Source organism: Candidatus Bathyarchaeia archaeon (genome assembly GCA_038882715.1).
Lineage (GTDB): Archaea > Thermoproteota > Bathyarchaeia > Bathyarchaeales > DTEX01 > DTEX01.
Genome location: JAVZNR010000004.1, coordinates 22,350 through 41,499, shown reverse-complemented (window position 1 = coordinate 41,499; position 19,150 = coordinate 22,350). Strand labels below are relative to the sequence as shown.

At 43.4% G+C, this 19,150-nt stretch carries 19 protein-coding genes, 1 tRNA gene and 1 rRNA gene; 4 read left to right on the top strand and 17 right to left on the bottom strand.

Translation table 11 applies throughout. The features are described from left to right. Positions 1-5: 5 nt before the first annotated feature. From QXR61_03525 to QXR61_03510, 4 genes are all read right to left on the bottom strand, one after another. The gene (locus QXR61_03525) at positions 6-1,391 is read right to left on the bottom strand and encodes a glycerate kinase (GenBank protein MEM3757017.1); all 1,386 of its coding nucleotides are present in this window, start codon (positions 1,389-1,391) and stop codon (positions 6-8) included. Positions 1,392-1,475: 84 nt separating this feature from the next. Next, a complete protein-coding gene (locus QXR61_03520; protein MEM3757016.1) occupies positions 1,476-2,576 on the bottom strand; it encodes a uroporphyrinogen decarboxylase family protein in 1,101 nt (366 codons plus the stop codon). 6 nt (positions 2,577-2,582) lie between these two features. Further along, the gene (locus tag QXR61_03515) at positions 2,583-3,641 is read right to left on the bottom strand and encodes a uroporphyrinogen decarboxylase family protein (protein ID MEM3757015.1); all 1,059 of its coding nucleotides are present in this window, start codon (positions 3,639-3,641) and stop codon (positions 2,583-2,585) included. Further along, a complete protein-coding gene (locus tag QXR61_03510; GenBank protein MEM3757014.1) occupies positions 3,638-4,276 on the bottom strand; it encodes a corrinoid protein in 639 nt (212 codons plus the stop codon). Before QXR61_03510 ends, QXR61_03515 begins: the two co-directional genes overlap by 4 nt. Positions 4,277-4,438: 162 nt before the next feature. Between QXR61_03510 and QXR61_03505 the strand changes: the two genes are divergently transcribed. Then, a complete protein-coding gene (locus QXR61_03505) occupies positions 4,439-5,458 on the top strand; it encodes a radical SAM protein (protein ID MEM3757013.1) in 1,020 nt (339 codons plus the stop codon). Positions 5,459-5,643: 185 nt separating this feature from the next. Here the strand turns inward: QXR61_03505 and hjc are convergent, their stop codons facing one another. The 6 genes from hjc to QXR61_03475 form a co-directional block, all read right to left on the bottom strand. Beyond that, a complete protein-coding gene (gene hjc / locus QXR61_03500; protein MEM3757012.1) occupies positions 5,644-6,099 on the bottom strand; it encodes a Holliday junction resolvase Hjc in 456 nt (151 codons plus the stop codon). Between the two features lie 39 nt (positions 6,100-6,138). After that, entirely contained in the window at positions 6,139-6,438 is a 300-nt protein-coding gene (locus QXR61_03495; GenBank protein MEM3757011.1) for a hypothetical protein, read from the bottom strand. A gap of 77 nt (positions 6,439-6,515) precedes the next feature. Next, positions 6,516-7,214, bottom strand: coding sequence for a hypothetical protein (locus QXR61_03490; GenBank protein MEM3757010.1), 699 nt, complete (start codon positions 7,212-7,214; stop codon positions 6,516-6,518). 58 nt (positions 7,215-7,272) lie between these two features. Further along, the gene (locus QXR61_03485; GenBank protein ID MEM3757009.1) at positions 7,273-7,551 is read right to left on the bottom strand and encodes an Lrp/AsnC ligand binding domain-containing protein; all 279 of its coding nucleotides are present in this window, start codon (positions 7,549-7,551) and stop codon (positions 7,273-7,275) included. Between the two features lie 92 nt (positions 7,552-7,643). Then, positions 7,644-9,812 (bottom strand): beta-glucosidase BglX, encoded by a 2,169-nt coding sequence (gene bglX, locus QXR61_03480; GenBank protein MEM3757008.1) that lies wholly within the window; start codon positions 9,810-9,812, stop codon positions 7,644-7,646. 145 nt (positions 9,813-9,957) lie between these two features. Continuing rightward, a complete protein-coding gene (locus QXR61_03475; GenBank protein MEM3757007.1) occupies positions 9,958-12,018 on the bottom strand; it encodes a sodium-translocating pyrophosphatase in 2,061 nt (686 codons plus the stop codon). A gap of 142 nt (positions 12,019-12,160) precedes the next feature. Here QXR61_03475 and QXR61_03470 point away from each other — a divergent pair, with 142 nt between their 5' ends. Next, positions 12,161-12,985: an aspartate dehydrogenase gene (locus tag QXR61_03470; protein ID MEM3757006.1), complete on the top strand. Its 825-nt coding sequence runs from the start codon at positions 12,161-12,163 to the stop codon at positions 12,983-12,985. Between the two features lie 14 nt (positions 12,986-12,999). On the opposite strand, the gene QXR61_03465 is transcribed toward QXR61_03470, so the two are convergent. The 4 genes from QXR61_03465 to QXR61_03450 all read right to left on the bottom strand — a co-directional run bounded on the left by QXR61_03465 (position 13,000) and on the right by QXR61_03450 (position 15,737). After that, positions 13,000-13,890, bottom strand: a complete 891-nt coding sequence (locus QXR61_03465; protein MEM3757005.1) for an RNA methyltransferase — start codon at positions 13,888-13,890, stop codon at positions 13,000-13,002. A 10-nt stretch (positions 13,891-13,900) separates the two neighbouring features. Then, entirely contained in the window at positions 13,901-14,950 is a 1,050-nt protein-coding gene (locus QXR61_03460; protein ID MEM3757004.1) for an inositol-3-phosphate synthase, read from the bottom strand. 179 nt (positions 14,951-15,129) lie between these two features. Further along, positions 15,130-15,429 carry a LysR family transcriptional regulator gene (locus QXR61_03455; GenBank protein ID MEM3757003.1) on the bottom strand — a complete coding sequence of 100 codons (300 nt, stop codon included), beginning with the start codon at positions 15,427-15,429 and terminating at the stop codon, positions 15,130-15,132. A gap of 109 nt (positions 15,430-15,538) precedes the next feature. Next, positions 15,539-15,737: transfer RNA gene (locus QXR61_03450), tRNA-OTHER, on the bottom strand. 92 nt (positions 15,738-15,829) lie between these two features. On the opposite strand from QXR61_03450, the gene rrf reads away from it, so the two are divergent. Further along, positions 15,830-15,949, top strand: a 5S ribosomal RNA gene (gene rrf / locus QXR61_03445). A 24-nt stretch (positions 15,950-15,973) separates the two neighbouring features. Here the strand turns inward: rrf and QXR61_03440 are convergent. Then, the gene (locus tag QXR61_03440) at positions 15,974-16,258 is read right to left on the bottom strand and encodes a DNA-directed RNA polymerase subunit K (protein ID MEM3757002.1); all 285 of its coding nucleotides are present in this window, start codon (positions 16,256-16,258) and stop codon (positions 15,974-15,976) included. Positions 16,259-16,477: 219 nt separating this feature from the next. Between QXR61_03440 and QXR61_03435 the strand changes: the two genes are divergently transcribed. Next, positions 16,478-17,155, top strand: a complete 678-nt coding sequence (locus QXR61_03435; GenBank protein ID MEM3757001.1) for a hypothetical protein — start codon at positions 16,478-16,480, stop codon at positions 17,153-17,155. On the opposite strand, the gene QXR61_03430 is transcribed toward QXR61_03435, so the two are convergent. Together QXR61_03430 and QXR61_03425 are read right to left on the bottom strand one after the other, a co-directional pair. Next, complete coding sequence (locus tag QXR61_03430) at positions 17,152-17,634, bottom strand: Mut7-C RNAse domain-containing protein (GenBank protein MEM3757000.1); 483 nt, start codon at positions 17,632-17,634, stop codon at positions 17,152-17,154. The genes QXR61_03435 and QXR61_03430 overlap by 4 nt on opposite strands. Before the next feature lie 24 nt (positions 17,635-17,658). After that, positions 17,659-18,996 carry a dihydroorotase family protein gene (locus QXR61_03425; protein ID MEM3756999.1) on the bottom strand — a complete coding sequence of 446 codons (1,338 nt, stop codon included), beginning with the start codon at positions 18,994-18,996 and terminating at the stop codon, positions 17,659-17,661. Between the last annotated feature and the right edge of the window lie 154 nt (positions 18,997-19,150).

Below are 19,150 nucleotides of genomic sequence, written 5' to 3'. Positions count from 1 at the left end.
AAAGATTATAGCACAATTAGTAATGTTAAGTCATTGACGTTTGTTCCTGTCGGCCCCGTATAAATTAAGTCTCCTAAAGCCTTAAAGAACGAGTAAGAATCATTATTGCGCAAATACTTTTCAGCGTCAAGCCCCATCTTTTTTGAACGATAAATTGTTGCGCCATCCACTATAGCTCCGGCAGCGTCCGTCGGTCCGTCAACACCATCCGTGCTTGCTGAGGCAATAATCACCCCCCTTAAGCCAGATATGCTTAATGCTGAAGATAACGCTATCTCCTGATTCCTGCCCCCAATTCCTTTTCCAATCACTGTGACCGTGCTTTCACCTCCTACGACTATGCCAGCAGGACGTTTCACCGGATTATTAGAGGAGAGTATTTCCTTAGCTATTGCGCCGACCATTAAACCTATATCTCTTGCCTCGCCTTCAGCATAAGAAGTTAACAGAAGAGCGTTTAATCCTGCCTTCTTCATTTCATTTATCGCTGAGCGGCACGCATCTCTATTATTTCCTATTATAAAATTGTAGGTTTTTTTGAAGCATAAGTCACCGCTTTTAGGGTTTTCTTCCACCAACCCTTTTTCCCCATTCAAGAGGAGATTTTTAATTGACTCTGGGACACTATCCCAAACGCCATACTTCCTTAAAACATTAATAGCGTCTGAAAATGTTGATGAATCTGGAACTGTGGGTCCGGAAGCTATTACGTCTAACGGGTCTCCTATAACATCTGAGAGCAGCAGGCTAATTAATGTCGTAGGGTAAGCGCTTTTCGCCAGTTGTCCTCCCTTAAACTTTGACAGATGCTTTCTAACAGCATTTATCTCATTGATTGTAGCTCCGCATTTCAAGAGAATCTCGGTAACCTTTCTCTTGTCTTCAAGCGATATTTCGTCGCGAGGATAAGTCATGAGGCTTGATCCGCCTCCAGATATTAGGCATATTATCAGATCGTCTTCTCCAGCCTTTTCAGCGATCTCCATGATTCTTCCTGCCCCCTCTACGCTGCTCTCGTCTGGAATTGGATGTTTTGCTTCGTGAAGCCTCACAAACCTAGTTTTAAACCTTCCTGAAGTCCCCTGTGGAACCACTACTAAGCCTTCCTCTATTCTCTCTCCAAGAACATCTTCTATTGCTTCAGCCATGTAGCCGCTTGCTTTACCCCCACCGACAACGAAGATTTTTTTGAAAGATTTTAGATCAAAGATTTTGTCTTCAACCATAAGTTTTTCATTGTGAACTTTAACCTTCGAATAAATGAGGTTCTTTGGGTCAACAGATTCTATAGCCTTTTCAAGAGTATTTAGAGCGATTTCCCTAGCTCTCCGATCTACATCAGACATGGCATTATTGAGAATCTCTTCCCTATTCTTAACTCTCACAATCATTTTAAGCCACCGCGTCTACAACCTATTTTATCACTTACTTTACTGTAACTTTTGACGGCCAAAATATTTTTCCACATTAAATCTCTAAATTTTCAGCGGGTATCTGCCATATTTTCTTGCCGCCTCATAGATGGCAAGGAAGTTCTCTATGGGTGTGTCCTGCGTAATGTTGTTTGAAGTGCCTAGCACGAAGCCGCCTCCAGGGGCACATACTTCTATTGTTCTTTTAACCTCCTCCTTAACTCTCTCGGGTGTTCCATGCGGTAACGTTTCCTGAACCGATAGGCCTCCCCACAGCGTTATTTTATCACCATACTCTGTTTTTAGTTCAGACAGATTCATGCAGTCCGGTTGAACTGGGTTAAGTATGTTTACGCCTAGCTCTATTAGGTCGGGTATTATAGGTCGAAGTTCTCCATCAGAATGATAAAAAACGTATTTCACTCTAGTTCTCAGCGCACCTATTAATTTTTCGTAGTTTGGTTTAAAGTACTTGCGCCATAGCTTAGGTGCTATGAGGAGCCCGGTCTGAGCTGCGACATCATCATATATGTTTATCTGGTCTACTCCGAGCTCAGACAGCTTCCTACCTATTCCAACATAATATTCTAGTAGTTTAGAGAGGAGCTTGTTGACGAACCTTGGGTTTTCATAAAGATCTATCATAAGCTGCTTAAAGCCCCTAAGATACCATGCTTGACACCAAAATGCGTCTGCCCCGACGCCACCGACAACCCAATATCCCTCTTCCTTCATTTTCTCAACATCCTCTTTTGTTATCTTAAACCTACCTGGGGCGTCTGGGTCTGGAAAAGGGTATTCATCTAGAAAATCTTCATCGGCTTTCTCCAAAGGATGATGTATTATACGGCTCTCCGTGCCAGCAGCGGTTAAACGACGCCTTACTCCCCACTCATCCTCCATGACGCTTGGCTCAACCCATATTCCAACACCATAATGGATAAATGCCTCATATGCCACGCCTTTACGGGCAAAATCGTCTGAAACGCTTGGCCCAATGCTCCGTACTCCTAGCCATAGGTCTGGAGAAAAATTAGTCAGCTCATCCTGTTTTAGTTGACCGCGTAGCTTAGCTGCGAACGCTGGAGAGAGCCAAATATCTAACGGGAGCCTATCCGGCTCCTCGTGCTCAAGAATTCTCAGAAACCTTTCACGCCACTCCATTCAGCATCACTTTATCAGCAATGGATATCGACCATACTTTTTAGCGGTCTCATAAAGCGCAATTATATTTCTGAATGGCGTAGAGGGTTGTAATCCATGTGCTGGCGCTATTATTAGCCCGCCCCCATAGCCGCATGTCTTTACCCTAGTGATAACTTCACGTTTAACCTCTTCCTCAGATCCGAACTGCATGGTCTCTTGAACCGATATTGTTCCATGCAGAGATATTTTTTCACCGTATTTCTCCTTAATTTTAGCAGGATCCATGCAGTCGGGTTGAATTGGGTTCAATATATCTACGCCGATTTCTATCAGATCAGGTATTATTGGCTCAATATTGCCGTCGCTGTGATACCAGATGTAGATGCCTCCATGTTTCTTCAGCTCATCTATTAGAATCTTCATTCTCGGCTTGAAGTATTTCCTCCAAAGATTTGGGTGGATGATCATGCCCGTTTGCGCGCCCACATCGTCTCCTAACTGTATGCAGTCAACGCCAATCTCAACGAAGCGTTTCCCCATCTCCAACCGATACTTAAGGAGACGATCAAGCAACTCGTTAACAAAACTTGGGTTTTCATAGAGGTCTATGAGAAACTTGTTAAAACCCCTTAATGAACGGGCTATCTCGAAGAAAGTACAGTACATAGCGCCCTGAACGAAGTATTCCTCCCGCCACATCCTCACAAGCTCAGTAGCCCTATCAAAGATTTTATCAAATCTTGGGAACTCAAAATCGTCTAAAGGAATATGCTGAAGAGGATGATATATTATGCGGGTATGTATTCCATCGGCGGCGACTTCATATTTAATTCCCCACTCGTCCTCAAAAACTGAACCCGGCCTCTGAGTTGAAGGCAATTTTAGCTCTTCCTGCATTGACCAGCCAACCCTTCTTAGGTCAACGCCAAGCTTTCTTCTCAGTTCTTCATAGGTTTTGGCCCCAAGATAGTTTGCGGCGTGTACCCAAGGGTGAGGATGAGCCCAATCAATGGTTTCATCGAGGGGAACCCTGTCCGGCTCCTCATGCTCTAGAGCCTTAATAACCCTTTCACGCGGGTTCATTCTCCCTTCGCCCACCCTTTTATTATTTCTAATCCCTTAACAGCATCATTCACGGCCGCATCTAGACCGTAGCTTTCAACCATCCATGGCCTAGCAGCCGCCCCTCCAACAATCACTTTAACTTTATCTCGCAGCCCCTCCTCCCTCAATTTTCTAATAACCTCAGCGGTGTTAACTATTGATGTTGAGAGCAGAGCTGAGATGCCGATTATTCTCGCCCCGGTCTCCTTAGCTGCTTCAACAAATTTCTCCGGCGGAACATCTACGCCTAAATCGTGAACTTCAAAGCCCGCTGAAACGAGCAGCGTTTTAATTATCTCTTTACCGATATCGTGTAGGTCGCCGATTATAGTTCCCAAAACAATTTTACCCTTACTCTCACCCTCGCTCTTCAAGTAAGGTTTTAAGATCTCTAAAGCCCTTTTCATGATCTCTCCCGACATAACTAGCTCGGAAATGAAATACTCGCCACTCTCAAATCTTCGTCCGACCTCATCCATACCTGAACGCAATGCTTCAATAATCCCCATAGGATCAAGTTTTATGTGAAGAGCATCGTTAATCAAATCTATCACTTTAGCAGCATCCATGTTGACTAATGCCTCTCTTAAAGCGTCTAAAATTTTATGAGTCATTCAAATATTGCCTCCTTTCCCTCCGCTTCCTCATTTACTGAAGTTAAATTTGAATTTTTAGTCAATCTTAAGGATGTGATTTAAGTATCTTTAAAGTGACTTACGCTACTCTAAGAAAATTATTTTTCTCCCTCTAAACTATTTTTCTTTGGGATGAGCATTTTGAGAAATCTGCTTAGTTTACCTAATGTTCGGGAATCTCTATTCTATAGTAAAGCTCCTAGTGACAAGGTTGAATGCGCTCTATGCGAGCGCAGATGCGTTATTCCTCCCGGAGAGTACGGTTTCTGTAAGACTAGGATAAATATTGGTGGAAAGCTCTACACGACAGTATACGGTGCCCTAAGCGCCATAGAAAGTAGACCCATAGAGATTAAGCCTTTCTTTCATTACTGGCCCGGCTCAACAGCCCTAACATTTTCAACATGGTCATGTAACTTTACTTGCCCATGGTGTCAGAATTGGGCTTTATCAAAGGTCTCGCCGGAGCCGAGTAGCGTCAACTACTATTCTCCTGAAGACATCGTCAGTTTAGCGATTCAGGGCGGTGATGAGGGTTTGTGCGCTAGTTTTCAGGAGCCCACACTTCTAACGGACTGGAACATCGACGCATTTAAGGTTGGGTGTGGGTTAGGGTTATATGCATGCTATGTCTCGAACGGGTATATGACGCTTGAAGCCTTAAAAGCCCTTTGGAAGTCGGGTATGGATGGGCTAAAAATTGACATCAAGGGTGATTTCGAGGTTTACGAAAAATTTTGTGGCGGAGTAAATGCTGAAATCGTTTGGAGGAATGTTAGAGAAGCGAAGAAAATGGGTTTTCATGTTGAATTGGTGAACTTAGTGATCACAGATGTTAATGATGATGAGGAGTGCTTAAGAGCGATAATTGAGCGGGCGCTTAAGGAGGCTGGTCCAGAAACTCCCATCCATTTCACCAGATATTATCCGGCATATAAATTTGATAAGCCGGCAACCAGCATAAGAACCCTTGAAAAAGCCTATGAAATAGCTAGGGGTATGGGCATGCTGTACCCATATGTGGGCAATGTTCCAGGCCATAGATATGAGCATACGTATTGCGCGAATTGCCGTGAACCGCTCATAAAGAGGTATGTTTCAGCGTTATACGCTACAGTATCACGGAGGAGAATAAGTGTCCGAAGTGTCATACTCTCATAAATATACGTGGCAAATACGTTGGGAAGAAGCGCCAGCTTCCATTAATATAGAGAGGGATAGCGAGACAAAATCTTATATTTAAAAGTATAAAGGGAACGGAAGAGCGAATATTGTTGGCGTATCAATGATTAGATAATGCTTATTATTCATTTGGCGGTCTCGCCAAAAATGGAAGGCGATTTAACCTAACACATCGCTTCAAATGTTATATTGCTCTCTTCATCTTTATGGATAGAGTAATCGTCAACGGAGTTTATTTTCTTAAAAACCCATTTATATGGGAATTTCGCCGCTAAAATTGCTAGTTTAACTGGATAAGCCTCAAACATTTCCAAGAAACTGAATAGCTTCCCTACCTGATCTTTTGGAAAATACGCCCTGTTGGCATTAGGCGCCTTAACCTCAAAAGCTATCATGTAACCTCCTTTAACCGCAAAAACGTCCGGTAAAGGCTCACTACTGGGCGCCGATACAGGGATCCTAACTGATTTAAATCCCAGCTCGCGAAGCCTTCTCACTAAGTCCCTCTCAGCCTGATAGCCGCGCTTCTTCATCCGCTTAATCTCCTTTAAAGTTAGGATTCTACCGTGTCTACCCTTACTCTTTCGTTTACCTCTAGCAGCCAGATCCCTCAGCGACATTTCACTGGGTCACCATTTTGATCCAATTTTAAAGCATTACTATTTTTTCTCCTCAAGTGGTCTTATGGCTAACTTTACCAGATCCATAAGCCAGTCAGAAAAGTTTCTCGCATTAGCGTACTTCTGATACTTCTTTTTATAGGGAACCTTTGAGATCATGTGCATCTCCAGCATTTTTCTCACATAAAATTTGGCGGTTGACCTTGGGATGCCTGCTTCTTTCGCTAGGTCGCCGCTAGTGAAGACCATGCCTAGACGAGAATACGCCCTTATGACTTCTGCTGGAAAAGGCATTGAAATATTAATTATTCTAATTAACTCCTCATTTAACTGAGACATTTTAGGGATATCCCCTTTGGATTAAAAGTGTACCCGAAAATCTTAAAAAAATTTTCTAATCGCGGACGCTGAAAAGTTTAAGCATTATACGAAATGTAGAAGACGTTTATGTCTTCCAAGTGGACCATAACATTTTGTAGAAAGTCGCTGAGCGATAAAATTGGGACTATTGGGGTTCTCTCATGAAACTTGCTTTGGGACGGAAATAGCGACAAAACAACCGGTATAAAGTAAGCGTACTTCCATCCCCCAATACCAATTTTATCTATAAGATGCTTCGATGCCTCCGCTAAAGATCGCGTCCTCTCAATCTGCTTTTCCACAGCCTTTAAACTTGCAGATCCGCTCCATCTTCGCCGCCAATGCTTACAGTCAGCTGAGATTATCAGCGGTTTTTTAATCCCAAGTATGTCTATTTCCCACCTCTTTTTAAGCCATGTGAAATGGAAATTTGTTTTAACGGTAAATCCGTTCTCTTCAAAGGATATTTTTGAAAATTTTTCAAATTCCTCCCATGTCAAAAATCTTGCAACCCTCTCAATGTCAGAACCTAGTTCTACAGCTTTAAGGGCTATTTTTAAACGCTGCCCCCAGCTGACAAAGACAGTCTCACCATCGAGCTTTAAAAGTCCATTTTCAGAAAACTCTTTTAAGAGATTCTTTGCTAAATCGCGGGGGACATGCGCCTCCCTACTTATATCTTCTATCTTTGCGGGATTCAGCTCAGTGGTCTCCTTAAGTACGGCGAGTAAAATCTCTCTTTTCGTGTATTCCACAATAACTTATGCCACCCATCAATAAAGTAAAATAATTAAAGTTATTTTCGGTTACTTCTTATTTCTGCCCCTGCACGTTTAACTCGCGCTTCTCTTTTCCCTTGTACTCTTGCGCGACGATCATGGTTGAGGTTAGAATAACGCTTGGTATGCTTCTAACCTTGTCGAGGAAATCGTTTAAATGCGTTAGCTCAGGTACGACGACTCTTGCGATTATATCGTATTCCCCGTAGATTATACTTGCATCTAAAACATTGTTTAGATCGGCTATTTTTTTGCAGACTTCTTTTTCAGCGCCAGAGTTTACTTTAAAGAGCACGTAGGCTTTAATCGCCATACCATACACCTCAAGCGCTATGTTAAACGCCAAAAAATATGCTATCAGAGTTACTTAATTGTTTCTGTTCACTATAGCATTTTAAGCCTCTCTTATTTCCACGCGAATTCCACGTAATCTTTAACTATGAATCTTCCCGTTAACCTTATGTCTTCCGACGATGAGCCAATCATAATTCTAAATTCCCCGGGCTCTATGACCCTCTTCATCTCTTGATTCAGGAATGATAAATCTTCAAGTGTTAGTCTAAATTCAACGGGTTTTTCCTCGCCCGGCTTAAGAGTCACCCGTTTAAATCCTTTAAGCTCTTTTACCGGTCTAGTTACGCTAGCAACGACATCTCTTACATATAATTGTGCAATCTCATCGCCCTCCCTGCCGCCAATATTCTTTACTTTGAATCTAATTTCCACACACTGGTTTCTTTCTACTTCGCATGGTTTTATCTCTAAGCAACTATATTCGAATCTAGTGTAGCTCAACCCATGCCCAAATGGGAAAAGCGGCGTGTATGGCGCGTCTATATATTTGGAAGTCCATCTATTCTCGGGTGACGGTGGTCTACCAGTACTCTTATGGTTATAATAGATTGGTACTTGGCCGACGGTCTGCGGGAAAGATACGGGTATCTTTCCTCCCGGATTATAATCCCCGAATATGACGTCTGCTATCGCGTAGCCAGATTGGATTCCCGGGAACCACGCCTCTATGATTGAAGGTACATGTTTAGCCGGCCATGAGATCGATAGAGGCCTACCGTTCATTAAAACCATGACTATCGGAGTCCCGGTAGCATATATCGCTTTTAGAAGGTCTTCTTGAACGCCGGGCAAATTTAGGTAGGCTCTAGAGGCTGCTTCACCGCTCATGTCTCTGCTCTCTCCAACAACCACTATGGCTACATCGCTTTCCTCCGCGGCTCTAATAGCTTCCTCGAAACCATCCCTTGACTCATCTGTAATGCCGCAGCCTTTAGCATGAATAACTTTAGTTTCACGTGAAACCTTGCTTATAACGCCTTCTAAAACGGTAACCACATCTTTCGGATCACCCAAACAAGACCATGGGCCGAGCGGGGCTTCCTTATCGTCAGATAATGGGCCTATGACGGCTATTGCTTTCAAATCCTTGCTTAATGGTAGAAGATCCCCATCATTTTTTAAGAGAACTATGCTCTTTCTAGCGATCTCTAAGGCCACCTTAATGTGCTCTTCGCATTTTATTATGCGGGCTGCCTTTTCAGGGTCAACATATGGTCTCTCGAAAAGCCCCAACTTAAACTTTATTTTAAGTATTCGCTTAACGGATTCATCTATGTGATTTTCGGAGACCCTCCCTTCTTTAACTAGGTAAAGTAAAGCCCTTTGGTATATATCGCCCTGCATATCCATGTCTACTCCAGCTTTCAGAGCCTTTTCAGCAGCCTCATATATGTCGCCTGCGATCCCATGGTTTATTAATTCCCCTATAGCGTTCCAGTCGCTCACAACAAACCCATCAAACCCCCATTCCTCACGCAGTATTGTCTTAAGGATGTATGGATTTGCTGAAGCCGGTGTACCGTTCAAATCGTTAAAAGCGCTCATTATTGTTCCAGCACCAGCCTTAACAGCTGCCTTAAATGGCGGCAAATAAACTTCCCTAAGCGTACGTTCAGATAAATCAACGGTGTTGTAGTCTCTCCCGCCCTCAGCTCCTCCATAGGCAACGTAATGTTTTGGGCATGCAGCAACCGAATTTTGATCAGATAGATCGGAGCCTTGAAAACCTTCCACCAAAGCCTTAGCCATAATTGATCCCAGATAGGGGTCTTCGCCAGCTCCTTCGGCGATCCTACCCCACCTTGGATCACGTGCAATATCAACCATGGGCGCGAAAGTCCAGCGTATGCCATCGGAGGATGCTTCAGCCGCAGCTATATAAGCCGCCGTCCTGACGGCTTCGGGATCCCATGTGCTTGTCAGCCCTAGAGGTATTGGAAATATGGTTTTATATCCATGTAAAACATCTAGGCCGAATATCAGCGGTATACCGAGCCTAGACTCTTCGACAGCTATTCTCTGAACCCTATTTATTTCCCTTGCACCATACACGTTGAGTAATGCGCCCACTTTTCCTTCCCTAATCATTTGCTCGAGTTTTTCGGTTACACCGCTATACTGACACATCTGCCCAATCTTTTCTTCAAGGGTCATTCTGCTTAAAAGATCCTCAACCCTCTTATCGATCGGCTGATTTGAATCTAGATATAGCGGCTTCAAAACATGTTCCTCCACTATAAAAATATTGAACCACCATCTAATAACGTTAACACCGAATCGCTAATGTCTCACCCGTCTATATTGCTTAAGATTTAAAAATATTTGAAAAAGGATTCTAGGAAAATAAAGACTAAAAATTTAGGGTTTATAGGCTGAGACTGACCAGTATTGGTGCGAAAACTTCAGCTACTAGCGACATTACTGTTATCATAGTGTTTAATGAGGGACCAGCTGTATCCTTAAATGGGTCTCCAACCGTGTCGCCTATAACCGCGGCTTTATGGGCTTCGGAGCCTTTACCGCCATATGCTCCAGACTCAATATATTTTTTGGCGTTATCCCAGAGCCCGCCAGAGTTAGCCATAAGAAGGGCGAATATTATCCCTGTAACTATGCTCCCAGCGAGGAACCCTGCAAGCGCCTCTTTCTTCAAAAATATTATTGTTAAAACTGGAGCCACTATCGCCAGTAGACATGGCAACAATAATTCTTTAAGAGCCCCCTTTGTAGATATGTCTACGCATTTAGCGTAGTCCGGCTTAGACCTCCCGTCAATTAAGCCTGGAATCTCTCTAAATTGCCGTCTAATCTCCTCAATCATCCTCTCAGCGTTTCTACCAACAGCCAAGATCAACAGCGCTGAAAGCAGAGGCGGCATCATCCCCCCAAGAAAGACCCCCGTAACAACTCTCGGATCCATTAGATTAAGCTCCTTTATGTCCACTAGATGGGCATAGGCGGCAAATAACGCTAGAACTGTCAGCGCTGCGGCCCCTATGGCGAATCCTTTTGTAATAGCTTTTGTTGTATTGCCCGCAGCATCAAGCCTATCAGCGATCTCAATAACCTCTTCACCTAGACCGGATTGCTCAGATATGCCCTTCGCGTTATCGGATATCGGTCCGTAGGCGTCAGCGGATATCGTCATTCCCACGGTTGCCAGCATTCCGACAGCTGATATAGCGATACCATAGAATGGGTTCACATTAAACATTCCTGAGAGATGCCAGGCGGCGAGCATAGCGATACATATACCTATAACTGGCGGCACTATGCTAATTATACCATAAGAAAAACCTGTGAGTATGTTTATGGCCGCACCGGTCGTTGATGCTTGGGCAACTTTCTGCGCAGGCGCTCTATCTATCGATGTGAAATAGTCGGAGGTTAAACCGATTACAACCCCAGCTATCAGCCCTGCTACTGTGGGAAGAAAAACTCCCAGCCATTTACCTTCCTCTAAACCTGAAAAGTAGGTTACGGCAAGAAGGAGAATTGCGAACAAGATCCAAGTTGAAAATGACCCTCTATTGAGGGCGGCTCCCGGATTGCCCTTTATGCTCATCTTAACGACGATCGCTCCTAATATTGAAGCAAATAACCCCACAGCAGCTATTGAGAGTGGCAGGATTACCAGCGCACTTTCGCCTTGCTCTGCACCAATGATCATGGCAGCTACTAGGCTGGCAATATAGGAGTCCGTTAAATCTGCCCCCATGCCAGCAACATCTCCAACATTATCACCAACGTTATCCGCAATTACAGCTGGATTACGCGGATCATCTTCCGGTATTCCAAGCTCAACTTTCCCAACCAGGTCTGCGCTGATATCTGCCGTCTTCGTGTATATCCCTCCCCCAGCCTTTGCAAAAAGGGCGAGTGCGCTGGCGCCGAAGCTGAAGCCTAAAACTATGTTTACTGCATCCTCATAGCTCCAGTTTAAAATGAACTTATAAACATAAAATAGTATGCTTACGCCTAGAAGAGATAACCCTATAATGGATAACCCCATTACTGCGCCACCATAGAAGGCTGTTGGAAAAGCTTTCTTCAATCCTTGTCTAGCAGCATTAGCTGTCCTAACATTTGCTTCAACAGCGGCCAGCATTCCGATGTAGGCTGCAAGCGTAGTGGATAATGAGCCAAGAATATATGCGACCGCCATACTCGCCCCAAAATAAATTCCCTTATCCTCTCTATGGTACATTGTGTAAACTGCCCCTAAAATTAAAGCCATTATCAAGACAAAGACGAGCAGAGTGATGTTTTGTCTTCTAAGGTATGCCTTAGCACCATCTTTAATTGCGCCGGCTATCTCCTTCATCTTCTCGGTGCCGCTATCTTGGCCAACGATATACTGGTATAAGTAGCCAGCCAGTCCAACCGAGACTAAACCAGCAGCCAACGCTACATACAGCCAAATCATTTTCAATCACTCTTCCCTAATCTTTTCAATACAAATCTTGAGATAGATTTATATTTTTTTATTTTAAGTAGAAAAAGCCTTATTTATTTCAGCCCACTAATCGAATCATAAGCATAATTAAGTTCGGAGTTGAAAGCTTACGCTGATCGGTGCCGGGTTAATTGGTTGCGGTGCAATAGGCACAGTTATAGCCGAAGCCATAGATAATGGAAAAGCGGGAAACATAAACCTAGTCATAATATACGATTTAATCCGCGAAAGATCCAAGCTATTAGCTTCTAAGCTTAGTCACAAACCACTCATAGCTGAAAGCTTCGATGAAATCCTTAGAAGGGAAGACGTCCACCTAGTGATTGAGGCTGCCTCACAGGAGGCTGTTAGACAGTACGCCGTCAAAATCCTGAATAACAATAAGGATTTAATGGTTATGAGCGCAGGCGCCCTAGTAGATGATTATTTGCTTGCAGAGATAATGAAGGCTGCTAAGGAAAATAAAAGGAAGGTTTACGTGCCTTCCGGCGCAATAGTTGGCCTAGATAACATTAAGTCGGCGAGTGTAGGCCAAATCGAAGAGGTTACACTCACAACAAGGAAGCCTCCAATAAGCTTTAAGGGCGCACCCTACGTTGAAAAGAGTAAAATCGACTTGTCCTCGCTTAGAGAGCCCCTTATCTTGTTTGAGGGGCCAGCGCGTGAAGCCGTTAAACTATTTCCTCAAAATGTTAACGTTGCAGCCACGTTAAGTTTAGCTGGGGTGGGGCCTGATAAAACTAAAGTTAGGATAATAGTCGACCCAACAATAAAAAACATTATCCACGAGATTCATGTTAAGGGCGAGTTTGGAGAGATTTACACAAAGACGGAAAATAGGCCCTTCCCAACAAATCCTAAAACCAGTTTTATAGCGGCCCTCTCAGCGATAGCAACTCTAAGAAGAATAAGTGAGAGCGTAATTGTCGGAACATGATGAAAACAAACATATCATTCTACTAGGAGATTGAGTACTGCAAGCGTTGCGTAAATAGCTTCTTCAGTTCTTACGGTTTCAGTACCCTGCCTCGGAATCGTGTTGACTATAAAATCTGCTAGCGCACTTAACTCGAACCCTTCTTGCCTAGCGATCTCATATAGCCCCTGTGTTGGGGCCCCAAACACAATAAGCACTTTCCTCGACCTACGCCACTTATCCAGAATAGTGTCCTTAGTATTCATGAACGGGTTCCCGTATCTCGAAGTTGCAATAACCATATCGAAGTCTCCGCTCCTTATCATCTGCCCGAGTGGAGCATTTGAAACAGTGACCTTGTACCCCCAATATACGGGTATTTCTTCCCTGCTCGCTAACACCGCTTTGGGATTTTTGCCGCCCTCAACGATTTTAACAGTTATGCGGGTCCCTACGGGTAAGCGTGCACCTAAGACCGGTATCGGGTGCTCGACACCTATATCTACTAGTACCCGGTTTTTTTTCTCGGCAACAACTACGCCCTCCCTAAATTCATTTATAATCAAATCCTTCTTTCTACTCTTAGTCGGATGATGGGGTGTTCTGAGCGGGGGCAATATACCCACGTAACGCAGCTCAGGCATTATCTTAAAGAGCCTTTTTCTAATGTACTGCGGGGTCTCCAGGTAAGATAAGATAGTTGAGATGAGCTTTATATCGCTGCTCTGATCGATTTCAGGAATATCTGGATAAATTATGACTTCATCTACGCGGAAAATCGCTAAGGCACGTCCTATCCACCCAATTTTTGACGTCTTCTCCCTTAAATGCGGGGCATCTGAAACTACTGATGCAGGTATTGCCACACATAGTTTCTGCTGACGCTTCACTGGCCGCGTTGATTGATTTAATAAATGCTCGTGCATAATAGAACATCTAATTCTTACTTAAGATGTATTCCTCAAAAAGTTTTTCCGCCTCGTGAAGCGGTAAAACTTCAGCTGGATGTTTAAACGCATAAGCCGATATTGGAAGTATGTGGCCGGATTCACCCCTTAGTAAAGCCAGCTTAGCTCCCCGTATAACGTCGAACAGAATTGATACGGCGTTTGGCGCATCAAGCGTATTCAATCTGATCTCGATCTCAAACCTTGCACCGCTAAAATATTCCCCGGAAATCCATATATAGCTGTCCCGTCTATTCCCCAGAAAATCCACAAAATCAGTCGACCCAGCAACCACAGACGCCCTGTACGGCAGAACCATCTCAACCGTTTTAGTCTTAATTGCACGCTTAGTACCCCAAACACGCTCAATATCCGCGGACTCTGTTCCACCACCAACATCCAGCTGATATGTCTCCAGAATTTGAATGCCTCTCCTATTCAAAGCTTCAAGCACAGCCTTATGAATAAATGTTGCGCCAACCTGATCCATCAGATCATCTCCAACAAGCGGTAAACGAGCTTTACGGAAACGTTCATCCCATGATGAGTCACTGGCAATCAACGTTGGGGTCGCATTAATAAACGCGCACCCAGCTCTTAAAACCTCATTAACGTACCATAAGGAGGCGTTTTGGGCCCCTCCAGGCAAGAGATTAATTATAATCTCCGCGCCGCTCTCTTTAATTTTCTTGGCGACATTAACCTCCGGCGCGGGGTCAACTTCCACAACTCTTTTAGTGTACTCGTTAAGTCCGTCTAAAACGGGTCCTTTCAAAACCTCGATGCCCAGATTTGGAACTTCAGCAAACTTTGGCGCATTATTCGGTGGAGCAAATATTGCTTCAGATAAATCTCTGCCAACTTTACCCCTAGCTATATCGAAGGCGCAGACGAACTCTATATCTTCCGGCCGGAAACCCCCTATTTCCGGATACTTTAGTTTAACACTATCGCCTTTACTCCTGCAATAATAAACCCCTTGAATAAGCGCTGAGGCGCAGTTCCCAACGCCTATCAGACCAACTTTAATCTTAGGCAACGTCGATCACCAGAATACCTCAATGAAAAAATAGTTTAAGGAGGAGAAATATATACTTTTAAATTAGAACAAAACATGCTAGTAGAAAATGAAAGTAGCTTTAGTAAAATATTAGTTTCTAACGGCATAGATGATGAAATAACTTGATGATGCGCCTCTATTTATCACATTTAAAAAAATTAATTCTCTTTCTCAGCATCTTCAGATAGTCTCTTTTTAATCTCTATATATGTTTCCGCAGACGCCACCAATCTTAGCAGCTCATCGAGATTAATGTATTCCCTGCTCAGCGCTAGTTTTAACGTCTCTATTGCCATATCTATCTTGTCCTCAATTCTCTTCTTCACAATGCTTACAGTGGGTTGAGCTTTACCGAGCTCTTTAGCCGCCTCAGTAACATTCCCACATCTGAGCAACGCATCTAAAACCTTAACCTCCTCCTCGGTTAGGAGCGTCCGCCCAAACCTTTTCTTTCTCAACTCTACTCCTACTCACTTATTTTAAAGCAAGATTTGTAAATATTAGAAATGATATTTATATTTTTCTCTATGAAAGTTTTACCTTTACAGATACTGGGTTTTAGGAGAATGGTGGGGCTGGCCGGATTTGAACCGGCGACCTACGGGTTTCTTCAAGCTCCAGAACCTCTTCATCCCGTTAGAGGTCCGCAAACCCATTGAGCATGTTCTGGAGCCCCTAACGGCTGGCGGTTAGATCCGCCTAAGGCAGTCGTCATACCATTCTAGCAGCCGCATAGTACGCTCAGCTGCTACTAGACCACAGCCCCTGAAAAAGTTTTAGAAAGAATTCAGCCTTATATATCTTATGCCGCTTTTTGAACGAAAAAGTTAAAAGTACGAGTTATTAAGTTTACTTTGGATTGCCGGCCAAAGGGCGCGGGAACCACCCAAACCCATTCCGAACTTGGAAGTTAAACCGCGCTCCGTCCCCGGTTTTAGTGGGGTCTTCGGCCCCGCGAAGCCGGGGAAGCTGGCAATCCACCCAGTTGCAGCATGCTTCCTGTTATAGAAGCCATTTTAAAGGAATATCTTGGTAAGTTCCGTCTGGAAGCATTCTTCGGATTGTTATCGGCAGAACACCGCGCTTCAGCTCTTCGAGAGCTATGTCTATTGGGCTCTTTAAATCCTTTGTGACCTCTATTAATACTGGAGCACCCATAGCTATCTGTAATGCTCGCGCACCACATATCCTCGCCTTTTCAAATCGTGTGAGGTGGGGGGGACCTATAATGATCTTCTTCTTTACGTCCGGACTTACAGCCTTATATTCCTCCGAAACTAACGACAAAAAGCTCCCCCCTTAAAATGTTGAGAAACATTAAGAGAGCAAGCATGGGCAGGCTGGCACTTTACAGATTCCTTAAATAGCAATAAATAGCCTCCACATCTTTAATGCATCACTAAGAACATTAATTAAAATATAAATTTTACTGAAAAGGTATTCATGTAGATGGCGATAATAAAGTTTAATACCGCATATTTATATTCACTTTTGAGGTGTGAAAGGTTGCTGGAGAAGAAGGCGGAAAGCCTAATACTTGGCAGCGCAATCGTAATCTTTGATAGAGATTTCGGCACACTTTTCTTTCAGGATCTTAGGGCATATGGAAGCTTAGCAGATGACGCGGAATGGTTGCTTGAGAGAACGCCTCAAAGATCCTGGGGCATTATGATTAGGCCGGTTACAGATGGTGAAAGATATGGTTTGTGGATTGGCAAGTATGGTTCATACAGCAACCGAGTAATTTGTGAGGAGATTATTTTTGATGGAGGGGTCTCATCCATAAGCAGAATTCTTCTCGATTATGCAGAGCATAAAGTTGATGAGAGAAAAATAAGGAGAGTTATAACTATAGATGCGTGTAAAAAGAAGATTCGAGACAGCCGAATAATTCAGGGCTTTAAGCACTATAATTGTCCAGCAGAGAGATTTTATAAAAATTGCCCTCATGTAGAGGAAACGTATAAAGCTATAAGAGATAAGTATGGTCTCGGAGCTAGAGTTTATTACTCGTTTGTGCTGGATGTAATGTCCAGCGTTAAACAGTGTAGCGACGTGCTTCTATGCCCATTCTTATCGCGGTCTAATCCCTTCGAGAGAATAATTATTTTAAATGAGGCTCTGAGAAGCCGAAAACTTGGAGAAATAAAAGTTATTAATGGGAATCTAGTGGAGATATCTTAACTGCTCTTCTTAAATGTGAGTTGCCTAGCCTGACTTAACGTATTGTTTATCTTCTTCCAGTGGCTTCCCTTCCAATAAACCTGCCCACATTCACCGCAAATCCAAAACTCATCGTAAATTTTGTAGGTTGACGTTGGAATTTTATCTTTAATCTCCTCTTTACTGACCCGCCTTATGCCTGCATTACATTTCGGGCAACGCGACTTCTCAAGATCTATCTCCAGTCTAATGCCAAGATGTTTCGATAGATTCGCGAGTCTCTCTACATGTGTTTTTCCCTCAACAAAGACTGCTCTAACACCATGGGCATTAGCCTTCTTAAAAAATTGGTAATCTCTCGTCAAAATGATTCGATTTTCCTCAGAAGCTATCCTTAGAATTTCATCATCGCTCATATTATTAAAGTATTTAGTGTCAAATCCCAGCATTCTCAACCATCTAGCCAGTTTACCAAGCATGCCATCAACAGCTATCTCCAAGGCAGCGCCCCCTTAACACCACTTTTAATCCACAACTATTTTTCCTTGACCAGGCTTCGCCATAATTTCACCCTCATCCATAACTAAAGTTCCGCCAATAAATGTTTTTACGGGCATGCCCTTCACAACCCATCCCTCAAAGGGTGAGAACTTAGCCTTAGAATAAAACTCTGATGGATCTATGATTGACTCACGCTTCATATCAACCACTATGAAGTCTGCGTGGGCTCCTTCCTCTATTACACCCCTACCTTTAAATCTAAATATTTTAGATGGGTTCTCCGCAAGCACTTTAGCGAGCATTTGAGCCGAAAGTTGCCCTTTGTTAACCATAGTTAACATTAATGGAAGCATTGTTTCAAGCCCAGCAATTCCAGCTGAAACATCCCATACAGATGCGCCCTCCTTCTCTTTCAGCGCATGGGGCGCGTGATCAGACGCCACTATGTCAACCATGCCTCTTTTAAGAGCCCATCGGAGATACAAGACATCTTCTTGGGATCGAAGTGGTGGATTCGTCAAAGCTATATTGCCAATCTTATCCACATGTTCTTTTGAGAGAAAAAGGTGATGTGGCGTGACCTCGCATGATATCGATAAGCCGCTGTTCTTAGCTTCATTTATGATTTTAAGCCCCTCAGCCGTACTGACGTGACATACATGTACATGCGCACCTGACTCTTTAGCTAATCTTACAGCTCTTCTAATCCCCCTAACCTCGACTTCAGGAGAATGAGCCTCAAAAAAAGCATCAAAATCATCTCTTCCATCTAACCTTAATCTCTCAATTTTTTCACGTAGGAGTGCACCGTCTTCAGCATGCACCGCGATCGGAAGACCATTTCTCTTTGATTCTCTAAACGCCTCCACCACTAATTCATCTTCATCGGGGTTTAGTCCACCGACCATGTGGGATAGAAATATTTTGAACGCCTTTGCGCCTAAATTAGCTATCTTTCTTATTTCGTCTATTTCTCTTGGGAAAGCCGAGTAGAAAGATATGTTTACAATGGTTTTTTTAGAGGCTATGCGCATCCGTTCTCTTAATGCGCTAGAGCTCGCCGTCACTGGTTTATTGTTAGGCATATCGACGACTAGGGTTACGCCGCCATGTGCCGCAGCGCAGGTTCCAGAATAAAAATCTTCTTTATACGACAGCTCCTGATCCCTTAAGTGTACGTGAACATCTATAACTCCGGGAAGAACAAGCATGCCATCCAGATCTATTCTTTTCGACGCGCTCGGAAGATTCGTCTCCTTAGCCACTTTAACGATTCTTCCATCATCAATTGCCAGTCCAGCTTCTATTAGCTTGCCAGACAAACATATCTTAGCATTTTTAAGCATTAAATCAACTGTCAAGGCTCATTTCATCTCCTAGGTGAAATAGATTAGATATTCAACATATCAATAATATTAGTTTTCGAGAACGATGCTAAGAGTCAGATTGTTGGGGAAAACTTTCATTTTCCGATAACAGGTGTAAAATGAGCGTATCTTCTTGGCAGCTGCAGCC